Annotated in this window: 8 protein-coding genes; 5 read left to right on the top strand and 3 right to left on the bottom strand. The window is 68.6% G+C overall.

Annotated elements, in window-relative coordinates:
- Positions 1-55: 55 nt before the first annotated feature.
- Complete coding sequence (locus ACZK4Z_RS16190; RefSeq protein ID WP_293797474.1) at positions 56-706, bottom strand: energy transducer TonB; 651 nt, start codon at positions 704-706, stop codon at positions 56-58.
- A 216-nt stretch (positions 707-922) separates the two neighbouring features.
- The gene (locus tag ACZK4Z_RS16185; RefSeq protein ID WP_006382138.1) at positions 923-1,660 is read right to left on the bottom strand and encodes an SIMPL domain-containing protein; all 738 of its coding nucleotides are present in this window, start codon (positions 1,658-1,660) and stop codon (positions 923-925) included.
- 131 nt (positions 1,661-1,791) lie between these two features.
- Here ACZK4Z_RS16185 and ACZK4Z_RS16180 point away from each other — a divergent pair, with 131 nt between their 5' ends.
- The 4 genes from ACZK4Z_RS16180 to tldD are packed head-to-tail and all read left to right on the top strand — an operon-like array spanning position 1,792 to position 9,271.
- The gene (locus tag ACZK4Z_RS16180) at positions 1,792-2,400 is read left to right on the top strand and encodes a Maf family nucleotide pyrophosphatase (RefSeq protein ID WP_032128990.1); all 609 of its coding nucleotides are present in this window, start codon (positions 1,792-1,794) and stop codon (positions 2,398-2,400) included.
- On the top strand, positions 2,393-3,880 hold the full coding sequence (gene rng, locus ACZK4Z_RS16175; protein WP_010482960.1) for a ribonuclease G: 1,488 nt from the start codon (positions 2,393-2,395) through the stop codon (positions 3,878-3,880). The genes ACZK4Z_RS16180 and rng overlap by 8 nt, the downstream gene beginning before the upstream one ends.
- A 30-nt stretch (positions 3,881-3,910) precedes the next feature.
- Complete coding sequence (locus ACZK4Z_RS16170; RefSeq protein WP_478450917.1) at positions 3,911-7,765, top strand: YhdP family protein; 3,855 nt, start codon at positions 3,911-3,913, stop codon at positions 7,763-7,765.
- A gap of 60 nt (positions 7,766-7,825) precedes the next feature.
- Positions 7,826-9,271: a metalloprotease TldD gene (gene tldD / locus ACZK4Z_RS16165; RefSeq protein ID WP_032128992.1), complete on the top strand. Its 1,446-nt coding sequence runs from the start codon at positions 7,826-7,828 to the stop codon at positions 9,269-9,271.
- 41 nt (positions 9,272-9,312) lie between these two features.
- On the opposite strand, the gene yjgA is transcribed toward tldD, so the two are convergent.
- Positions 9,313-9,900 (bottom strand): ribosome biogenesis factor YjgA, encoded by a 588-nt coding sequence (gene yjgA, locus ACZK4Z_RS16160; RefSeq protein WP_180836610.1) that lies wholly within the window; start codon positions 9,898-9,900, stop codon positions 9,313-9,315.
- A 68-nt stretch (positions 9,901-9,968) separates the two neighbouring features.
- Between yjgA and pmbA the strand changes: the two genes are divergently transcribed.
- Positions 9,969-11,336 carry a metalloprotease PmbA gene (gene pmbA / locus ACZK4Z_RS16155; protein ID WP_180836611.1) on the top strand — a complete coding sequence of 456 codons (1,368 nt, stop codon included), beginning with the start codon at positions 9,969-9,971 and terminating at the stop codon, positions 11,334-11,336.
- Positions 11,337-11,379: the final 43 nt, after the last annotated feature.

The raw sequence follows: 11,379 nt of genomic DNA, 5'->3' as shown, positions 1-11,379 counted from the left end.
CGTACCCGCCCGGACGGAAGCGCCGGCCCGGCAAGCAGCCGGGCCGGCGATCACCTCAGTCCGGCAGCGAGAACTGCACCGGCACCATGCCGATGGCCGGCACGGCCACGCCATCACGCTGGGCCGGCTCGAAGCGCCAGTGCCTGAGCACCTGCTGGCGTGCGGCCTGGTCCAGGCTGCGCGAGCCACTGCTGCGCTCGATGCTGACCACCGCCGGCTGCCCGTGGGAGTCCACCTCTACCCGCAACAGCACCGTACCCTGCTCGCGGTTGCGCAGTGCCGCCAGCGGGTAGGCCGGCGGCGGGGCGCTGCGGTACTGCAGCTGGGCGCCGGCCAGAGGCGTGGAGGTATCGATGCTCGGTGCCAGCTGGGGCGGGGCCGGTTCGGCGGCCGGCAGTGCGATGCCCTGGGTCTCCTCCACGGTCGCGGTGGGTGCAGGCAGTGGCGGTGCTACTGGCTGCGTCCGGGGTTTCGGCACCACCTGGACGATCTCTTTCGGCGGAATCGGAACCGGCGGCGTGGGCGGTGGCGGGATCTTCTCGATCAGCCTGACCGCAGTCTTGTCACGTGGGGCCTGCACGGCCTGGTAGGTCGCCGGGATCAGCAGCAACAGGAAGGCCAGCAGATGCAGGGCGATGGCCGCGCTCCAGGCGGCAACGCGGGCGGGGTCGAAGTGCGGGGATGCAACGGGATACGTACGAACCATGGTCTACCTCCATGCCAGTGACGAAGTCCTCAACGCACCAGGGCCCGTGGCGGGGTTGCCGCACGCGGCTGGCAGTCCATCAGTAGCGCGACAGGGCGGCCACTGCCTAGAGGCAGGGGGGCGATCGTTGGGCTGGCCTTCAGCCAACGCCGGCTGCGGGCATGAAAAAGGCGGACCCCCTGCGGGATCCGCCGTTGTCGGCAATGGCGAACGGAATCAGCGACCCAGTTCGAACACCACGTCCAGGTTGACCGAGACGGTCGATTCACCCGGTGCGACCGGGGTGGCCTTGTCCATCGCCGCGCCGGCCGACATGGCCCGCATCATCGGCATCGGGCGGTAGCCGCCGCCGGCGTTCTCGGAAATGCTGACGATGCGGCGCACCTGCAGGCCCAGCGACTTCGCATAGGTCTGGGCGCGGGCCTGGGCCTTCTTCAGTGCAGCCAGGCGGGCTTCGTCGTAGACCGGTTCCGGCTGGTCGATCTCGAAGCTGGGGCCGTTGATCTGGTTGGCGCCCTGCGCAGCCAGTGCATCCAGCACCTTGCCCAGCTTGGCGATGTCACGCACCTTCAGGCTGACCGTGTTGCTGGCCTGGTAGCCGGTGATCTTCGGTGCTTCGTTGTCGGCATAGCGGTACTGCGGATTGAGGCTGACGCCACTGGTCTGCACGTCGCGCTCGGCGATGCCGGCGGCCTTGATCGCGGCCAGTACCTTGTCCATCTGCTGGGCGTTCTGGCGCATGGCGCTGTTGCCATCGGCGGCCTGGGTGACCACACCGGCCGACAGGGTGGCCACGTCCGGCACGCGGGTCGCCTCGGCATTGGCCGAGATGTTCAGCAGGGTGCCTTCGGCCGGGGCGGCGATCGACGGCGACGACGGGGCAGCATGGGCAGTCATCGAGGTTCCAAGGGCGAGGGACAGGGCGAGCAGCAGCGGGGTGGCGGTCAGGCGCATGGAGAACTCCTTGTTGTGCCGTTGAGGGTGGTGTCGTAGCGATGAACGCGCTGTGAGCCCGTTCGGGGTTGCGCACGTTCCGGGACGGGTTGCCGACGATTCAGGTGGCGGCCTCAGGTTATGCTGTGCCGATGCTCTATCTTGCTTCCCGCTCCCCCCGACGCAACCAGCTGCTGGCCCGACTCGGACGCCCCTTCCAGGCCCTGGACCTGGAGGTCGTCGAGCAGCGCGCGCCCGCTGAAAGCGCCGAACAGTATGTCTGCCGGGTCGCCGCCGACAAGGCGCGCGCCGGGCTGGCCCGGGTGCTGGCCGATGACCCGCAGGCGCGGGTGCTCGGTTCTGACACCGAGGTGGTGCTGGATGGCGACGTGTTCGGAAAGCCCACTGACGCCGCCGATGCGCGGGCGATGCTGGCGCGCCTTGCCGGGCGTACCCATCAGGTGATGACCGCCGTGGTGGTGGTCGGCGCGGACGGGCTGGACAGCGAACTGGTCATTTCCGAAGTGACCTTCGCCCCGATCGACGCTGCCGACATCGCCGCCTACGTGGCCACCGGCGAGCCGTTGGACAAGGCCGGGGCCTACGCCATCCAGGGCGGGGCCGAGCGCTGGATCGAACATCTTTCCGGCAGCTACTCCGGCGTCATGGGGCTGCCATTGCTGCATACCGATCGTCTGCTGGCGCGCTGCGGCGTGCCGGCCACAACTGCCGATGCCGCCAGGGAGGCTGCCGATGTCTGAGGAAATCCTGGTCAATGTGACCCCGCGCGAAACCCGGGTCGCGGTGATCGAGAACGGCATGCTGCAGGAACTGCACATCGAGCGCGGTTGGCGCCGGGGTGTGGTCGGCAACATCTACAAGGGCAAGGTGCAGCGGGTGATGCCCGGCATGCAGGCCGCCTTCGTCGAAGTCGGGCTGGAGCGTGCCGCGTTCCTGCATGCCAACGACGTGGTGCGGCCGGCGCCGGTGGCCAGTGCCGATACCGAGAACACCACGCTGCCGCCGCCGTCCAGCGTGCCGATCGTCGAGCTGCTGCGCGACGGCCAGGACATCGTGGTGCAGGTGGTGAAGGACCCGATCGGGACCAAGGGCGCACGCCTGACCACCCAGATCAGCATTCCCTCGCGCTACATGGTGCTGCTGCCGCAATCCAAGGTCGTGGGCGTTTCCGCACGCATCGAGGATGAAACCGAGCGCGCCCGCCTGAAGGCGCTGGTGACCGAACTGTCGGCGCAGCACGGGGGCTACGGCTACATCGTGCGTACCAATGCCGAGGGCCAGCCGGCAGAGGCCATCGCCGAGGACATCGCCTACCTGTCGCGCGTTTGGAACGTGGTCGAGCGTCGTGGCCGCGAAGCGGCCTCGTGCAGCAACATCTATGAAGACCTGAGCCTGCCGCTGCGATCGGTACGCGACCTGATCCGCAAGGACGTTGACAAGGTGAAGGTGGACTCCAAGGAGACCTTCGCGCAGTTGCAGGCCTTTGTTGCCAAGTACATGCCGGTGCTGGCCGAGAAGATCGAGCTGTACAGCGGTGATCGCCCGATCTTCGACATGTTCGGGGTGGAGGACGAGATCGGCCGCGCGCTGGACAAGCAGGTGCCGCTGAAATCCGGTGGCTACCTGGTGATCGACCAGACCGAGGCGATGACCACCATCGACGTCAACACCGGTTCGTTCCTCGGCCAGCGCAACCTGGAAGAGACGGTGTTCCGCACCAACCTGGAAGCGGCACAGGCGGTGGCACGGCAGCTGCGGCTGCGCAACCTGGGCGGCATCATCATCATCGATTTCATCGACATGGACGATGCCGAGCATCGCCGCCAGGTGCTGCGCACCCTGGAAAAGGCGCTGGCCCGCGACCATGCCAAGACCACGGTGTACGACTTCTCGCCGCTGGGCCTGGTGGAGATGACCCGCAAGCGCACGGTGGAAAGCCTGGAGCGCCAGCTGTCGGAGACCTGCCCGCAGTGCAGCGGCCGCGGCAGCATCAAGACCACCGAGACGGTGACCTACGAGATCTTCCGCGAGATCACCCGTGCCGTGCGCCAGTTCGATGCCGCGCGCCTGCTGGTGATCGCGTCGACCAAGGTGGTCGCGCGCATCACCGACGAGGAATCCGCGGCGGTGGCCGAGCTGGAGGAATTCCTCGGCAAGAGCATCCGCTTCCAGGCGGACGAGCAGTACCTGCAGGAGCAATTCGATGTCGTTCTGCTCTGATCCTCGCCGGCCGCAGGCCGGCGGTGGCCGATGAGCGCGCCGCCGCGCCTGCGACTGCGAAGGATCCGCCGTCATTTCATTGCCGCCTGCGCGGTGGGCCTGGTCGGGCTTGCACTGCTGGTGGGCACCTTCAGCCAGCTGCTGCCGCTGGCCGAGCGCCATCCCGACAGGATTGCCGCCTGGCTGAGTGAACGCGCTGGCCAGCCGGTGCGTTTCGACCAGCTGCAGACCGCCTGGACCCGGCGTGGTCCGCTGCTGCAGCTCAAGGGCCTGCGCATCGGCGCCGGCCAGGGCCTGGCGATCGGCGAGGCCGAAGTGCTGGTATCGATGTACAGCGGCCTGTTGCCTGGCCGGTCGCTGACCGAGCTGCGCCTGCGTGGCCTGGCGCTCGACCTGCAGCAGGGCGAGGACGGTCGCTGGTCGGTACGCGGCCTGCCGCAGGCCGCCAATGGCGGGGACCCGCTGGATGCGCTGCGCCGGCTGGGCGAACTGCAGGTGATCGGAGGCCGCCTGGGCGTGCATGCGCCGGGGCTGGGAATCGACACCACGCTGCCACGCATCGACGTGCGCCTGCGGGTCAATGGCGACCGCCTGCGTGTAGGCGTGCGTGCCTGGGCCCAGACCGAAGCGCTGCCGTTGACGGCGGTGCTGGACGTGGACCGCGTGCGCGGCAATGGCCAGGCCTGGCTGGGCGCCGATCCGGTCGATTTCCATGCCTGGTCGCCGCTGCTGGCGGCCGGCGGTGTGCGCCTGCGCGAAGGCAAGGGCGAACTCAACCTGTGGCTGACCCTGCGCGATTTCGCGCCGGTGGCGGTGACCACCGATTCGGACCTGCGTGATGTCCGCATCGATGGCGCACCGATGCCCTCGATGGCGGCTCCGCAGCTGCAGCTGCAGCGGTTGCAGGCACGCCTGCGCTGGCAGCGCCAGGCTGATGGCTGGGCGTTGCAGGTGCCGCGCCTGCGCCTGAAAACCGAAGAGGGCGAGCAGCAGCTCGATGGCCTGCAGCTGCAGCTTGGCAAGCAGCTGCGGGTCCGTTCTGGCGAAGTGCAGGCCGGCACCGCGCTGCGTGCGCTGGCCCTGAGCGATCGTCTCGAACCAGGCCTGCGTCGCTGGCTGTTCCTGTCCAGGCCGCAGCTGGACGTGCGCGAGTTGCAGCTGGCGGGCGATCGCGATGGCCCGCTGTGGGCGCAGGGCGAACTGCAGTCGCTGGGCTTCGCCAGCGTGGGCAATTCGCCCGGCCTGCGCGGCCTGGGCGGGCGCTTCGAAGGCGACGCGGATGGCTTCAGCCTGCAGTTGCAGCCGCAACGGCAGCTGCAGTTCGATTGGCCGACCGGCTTTGGTGTGCGTCATGACCTGCATCTGGCGGGACAGGTGGTGGGCTGGCGCGACGAGGGCGGTGGTTGGCGTATCGGTACTGCGGCGATGCGCGTGGAAGGCACCGACTATGCGGCCGACGTGCGCGGCGGGGTCTGGTTCCAGGGGGACGGTACGCGGCCGTGGCTGCAGCTGGCGGCCAAGCTGGACGACGTGCCGATGACTGCGGCCAAGCGCTTCTGGATCCACTCCAAGATGAGCAAGGGCGCCACCGACTGGCTGGACATGGCGCTGGCCGGCGGCCAGGTGCGCAATGGCATCGGCCTGGTCAGTGGCGACCTGGACGACTGGCCGTTCGACAATAACGATGGCCGCTTCGAGGCCACCGGCCATATCACCAACGGTGACATCCGTTTCCAGCACGATTGGCCGTTGATGAGCCAGGTCGACGCCGATATCGCCTTCATCGGCCCCGGCTTCGACATGCATGGGCGCGGCGATCTGGCCGGTGTGGCGGTGCAGAAGTTCGAGGCGGGCATTCCGGATTTCGGGCAGCAGCCGCTGTATGTGCGCGCCGATGCGCAGAGCGAGGCGGGCAAGCTGCTGGCGATGCTGCGGCAGAGCCCGCTGCACAAGGATTATGGCGACACCCTGGACAACCTCACTGCTGCCGGCCCGGCGCATGTGACCTTCGATCTGCTGCAGCCACTGCACCACGATGAAGGTGGCGGCCACCTGCAGGGGACGGTTGATCTGGCCGGCGTGAAGCTGGTCGACAAGCGCTTCCAGCTCGCCTTCGACAACATGCAGGGGCAGGCGCGCTACAGCAATGGCGGTTTCGATGCCGAGGCACTGTCGGTGCGCCACCTCGGCCAGGACGGTCGCCTGAGCCTGCGTGCCGGTGGCTACGTGCACGACAGCAGACTGGCCTTCGAATCGCAGCTGTCGGCCACGCTGGATGCTGGCGTGCTGATCGACCGCGCGCCGGAGATGGCCTGGCTCAAGCCCTACATCACCGGAACCTCGCCGTGGACCATCGCGGTCAGCCTGCCCAAGGTCGCTCCAGGGGCGCCTGCGCCGCCCAGCGAGCTGCGGTTGAGCTCCGATCTGGTCGGGACCCGGCTGGACCTGCCGGCGCCGCTGGACAAACGGGCTGCCGAGCCATTGGCGACCACCGTGGCTGCACAGCTGCCGATGGGGGCCGGCCGCATCGACGTTGCGTTCGGCCAGCGCCTGGCGCTGGCCGCACGCAGCCACAACAACCAGACCGGTGTGCAGGTGACGCTGGGCAGCGACCATGTCGACCGCGAGCCGCCGCCGAGCGGATTGACCGTCAATGGCCGCAGCCCGACCCTGGACGCTCTGGAGTGGATCAGTCTGGCGCGGGGTGGCAGTGATGACGACGCCATGCCGCTGCGTGCGGTGGACGTGCAGGTCGGCCAGTTGAAGCTGATCGGTGGCGTGTTCGAGCAGACCCGGTTGCAGCTGCGCCCGGGCGCGCAGGCACTGGATGTGCGCCTGGACGGCCCGTCGCTGGCCGGGCGCCTGACCGTCCCCAATGCAGACGGCGGCACCATCAGTGGCCAGCTCGACCGCGTGCACTGGCAATCCCTGCCGGCGGCTCCGGGTGCATCGGCCGCACCGGCACGGGTACAGGCCGGCGCCAACGACATGGACCCGGCCAAGCTGCCGCCGTTCGCGCTGGACATCGCCGACCTGAAGTTCGGCAAGGTGGTGCTGGGCCAGGCGGTACTGCGTACGCGGCCGCTGGCCAATGGCCTGAACGTGGACGAGCTGCGCTTCCGTGCGCCCGACCAGGAGATCGACATCAGCGGTCGCTGGCTGGGCCGCACCGGTGGTGCCCGCACCGAGCTGACCGCACAGGTGCGCAGCGAGGACCTGGGCGGATTGATGCAGAACCTCGACTACGGCGGCCAGCTGCGTGGCGGTTCCGGCCAGGCGCAGCTGCAGGCCACGTGGAGTGGGGGGCCGTCGGACTTCCAGCTGGGCAACCTGCAGGGCCGCCTGGACCTGCACGCGCGCAACGGCCAGCTGCTGGAGCTGGAACCGGGCGCTGGCCGGGTGCTGGGCCTGCTCAGTGTCACCCAGCTGCCGCGGCGCCTGATGTTCGACTTCCGCGACTTCTTCTCCAAGGGCTTCGCGTTCAACCAGATCGACGGCAGCATGCAGTTCGGCCAGGGCATGGCACGCACCGACAAAGTGCTGATCGAAGGCCCGGCAGCCAACATCACCATCCGCGGCCAGGCCGACCTGCGCAACCAGCAGTTTGACCAGACCATCGACGTCAACCCGCGTGCAGGCAATCTGCTGACCGTGGTGGGTGCGGTCGCCGGTGGCCCGGTGGGGGCGGCGCTGGGCGCGGCCACCAATGCGGTATTGTCCAAGCCATTGGGCGAGATTGGCGCCCGTACCTACAAGGTGACCGGTCCATGGAAGGAACCGAAGGTGGAAGTGATCGAGCGCAGCCGCGACAAGGCTCCGCCACCCGTACCGGCACCGGCGCCGGCCATTCCGCCGACCGTCACCGGCCTGCCGCGCTCGCGTTGAGCGCGGCTTTCCTGTTCACGGGGCTTGCCTGAGCGCCCCCGCATCCCCAGATCGAGAACCATGACTGATATCGCCCTGACGCTTGCCCAAGACCGCCTGCTGCGCCCCGGCGGCCTGGATACCGCTGGCCTGGAGCGCACCTTCGGCCAGCTGCTCGGCCCCGGTGTGGACTTCGGCGACCTTTATTTCCAGCATGCCCGCCGCGAGAGCTGGAGCGTGGAAGACGGCATCGTCAAGGACGGCGCCCATTCCATCGAGCAGGGCGTGGGCGTGCGGGCGATTTCCGGCGAGAAGACCGGCTTCGCCTACTCCGACGACATCCATGCCGATGCGCTGCTGACGGCGGCGCAGTCGGCGCGTGCGATCTCGCGTGAAGGTGGCGCCCAGTCCGGGCGGTCGCTGCTGCGCGGCAACGCGCGCGCGCTGTACCCGGCGCTGGACCCGATCGATGGCATCGGCAACGAGGCCAAGGTCGAGGTGCTCAAGCGCCTGGATGGCTACCTGCGCGCCGCCGACCCGCGCGTGAAGCAGGTGATGGTGAGCCTGTCCGGCGGCGTCGATACGGTACTTATCGCCCGCAGCGACGGTGTGCTGGGCGCTGACGTGCGCCCGCTGGTGCGCCTGAACGTGCAGGTGATCGTCGAGCACAACGGCCGCCGCGAGTCCGGCTATGCCGGCGGTGGTGGCCGCTACGGGTATGAGGAGCTGTTCGCCGACGGCCGCCCCGAGGCCTTTGCCCGCGAGGCGCTGCGCCAGGCGCTGGTGAACCTGGACGCCGTTCCGGCACCGGCCGGGGTGATGCCGGTGGTGCTTGGTCCGGGCTGGCCCGGCGTGCTGCTGCATGAAGCGGTCGGCCATGGCCTGGAAGGCGACTTCAACCGCAAGGGCACCAGCGTCTACGCGGGCCGCATCGGCGAGCGCGTTGCCGCCCCGGGCGTGACCATCGTCGATGACGGCACGCTGGACGGACGCCGTGGTTCGTTGAACATCGACGACGAGGGCCATCCGACCCAGTGCACCACCTTGATCGAGGACGGCATTCTGGTGGGATACATGCAGGACAGCCTCAATGCGCGGCTGATGGGCATGGCGCCGACCGGCAACGGCCGCCGCGAATCGTTCGCGCATCTGACCATGCCGCGCATGACCAACACCTACATGCGCGCCGGCCAGCACGACCCACAGGAAATGATCCGTTCGGTGAAGAAGGGCCTGTACGCAGTCAACTTCGGTGGCGGCCAGGTCGACATCACCAGCGGCAAGTACGTGTTCTCGGCCACTGAGGCCTACCTGATCGAGGATGGCCGCATCACCACGCCGGTGAAGGGTGCGACGCTGATCGGCAACGGTCCGGAAACCATGCAGAAGGTGCGCATGGTCGGCAACGATCTGGCCCTGGACGAGGGTGTGGGCATCTGTGGCAAGGACGGGCAGAGCGTGCCCGTGGGTGTCGGCCAGCCCTCGCTGCTGATCGAGGGCATCACGGTCGGCGGTACCCAGGCCTGAGCCGGGCGATGGCCAGCGCCACCGCCCAGGCCGGCGCGGACTCAGTCCTCGTCGGCTTCGTCGCTGTCGACGGGGTCGGCGTCTTCGGCGCTGGCCTTCAGGCCCAGTGCGGCCGGCAGCATCAGGGCGCGCAGCACCTGGAAGATTTCGCGGTAGGCACGCGGCGGCTTGTTCTTCGCCTTCTCGGCCTGCGCATTGCGCACCAGCGTGCGCAGCTGCTGGCGGTCGGCCTGCGGGTAATCGTCCAGCAGGGCGGCCAGCGCCTTGTCACCTTCGGCCAGCAGGCGCTCGCGCCAGTCTTCCACGCGGTGCATCATCGCCACTTCGCGGCGGCCGGTTTCGCTGTTGGCATCCAGCGCATCGCGGATCGCATCCAGCGTGGCTTCTTCTTCGCGGCGCATGTGCTTGGCCAGGAACGCCAGCTGGCGCTTGTGGGCGATGTGGGCGGTGATGCGCTTGCACTCGGCGATATGCGGCAGCAGGTCTTCCGGGATCGGCAGGCGCGCCAGCTGGGCCGGGGTCAACGACACCAGCTTCTCGCCCAGGGCCAGAACGTCGAGCGCGTCGCGCCGGTTCTGGCTGCGGCTCTTGTCGTGGAATTCACCGGTTTCTTCGTCGCGTCCGCGCATCGTTCCTACCTGATCTCAAAAAAAGTCGCCCGGCGTGATGCCGGGCCCAACCCGTACAGGATAAAGCATTGAACGTGATCGCCCCTGAAGTCGCTGTCGGCGACGACAGCCTGGCCCGGCTGGAACGGCTGGCCGACCTCTCCCAGCAGCTGCTCGACCGCGCCCGTGCGCTGGGCGCCAGCCAGGCCGAGGTCAGCTGCAGCGAGGATCGTGGCCTGGAGGTCAATGTCCGCCTTGGCGAGGTGGAGACCGTGCAGTCCACCCGTGACCGCGGTATCGCCGTCACCGTCTATTTCGGCCAACGCAAGGGCAGCGCCAGCACCGGCGACCTGAACGAGGCCAGCCTTGCCGCCACGGTCGAGCAGGCCTGTGCGATCGCCCGGCACACCGAAGATGACCCGGCTGCCGGCCTGGCCGAGGCCGCGTTGATGGCCACCGATTTCCCGGATCTGGATGCCTGGCACCCCTGGGCGCTGCAGGCCGACGAGGCGGTGGACCTGGCCCTGGCCTGCGAGAACGCAGGCCGTGAGGCCGATGCGCAGATCCGTAATTCCGACGGCGCCTCGGTGTCGAGCATGCAGAGCCTGTCGGTGTACGCCAATTCGCATGGCTTTTTCGGCCGTGAGCGTGGCACCCATCATTCGGTGGGCTGTGCGCTGATCGCCGGCCAGGGCGATGGCATGCAGCGCGATGGCTGGTACACCAGCGCGTTGGCCCGGGAGGACCTGGAAGACGTGGGCCTGGTCGGCCGTCGTGCTGCCGAGCGCACCGTCGCCCGCCTGCAGCCTCGCTCGATGGCCACCGGCAGCATGCCGGTGCTGTTCGCCCCGGAAGTAGCGCGCAGCCTGGTTGGCCACCTGCTGTCGGCGGTGTCCGGCGGTGCGCTGTACCGCCAGGCCAGCTTCCTGTTGGACAGCGTTGGCCAGCAGCTGTTCCCGGACTGGATGCAGATCGAGGAACTGCCCCACCTGCGCCGTGGCCTGCGCTCGGCCGCCTTCGACGGTGACGGCGTGGCTACCCGTGCTTCGGCCCTGGTCCGTGACGGCGTGCTGCAGCGCTATGTGCTGGGCATCTACTCGGCACGCAAGCTGGGCCTGCAGACCACCGCCAATGCCGGTGGCGTGCACAACCTGCAGCTGGCCGCCAACGCGGGCTCCCTGCAGGACATCGCCCGGCAGATGGGCGATGGCCTGCTGGTGACCGAACTGATGGGGCAGGGCGTGAACGGGGTGACCGGCGACTACTCGCGCGGTGCCGGCGGCTTCCGCGTCGAGAATGGTGAGATCCAGTACCCGGTGGATGGCATCACCATCGCCGGCAACCTGCGTGAGATGTTCAGCAGCATCGAAGCGGTCGGCAGCGACGTCGACCCGCGCTCGCACATCCGGACCGGTTCGATCCTGCTGGGGCGGATGACCATCGCCGGTAATGATTGATGGCGTCGATGGCGTAAGCTATGCCCGCCTGACGCAACCAGCT

The sequence above is a fragment of the Stenotrophomonas sp. 71799_Sma genome (genome assembly GCF_056482505.1).
This window is presented reverse-complemented; position numbering and strand designations above follow the sequence as displayed.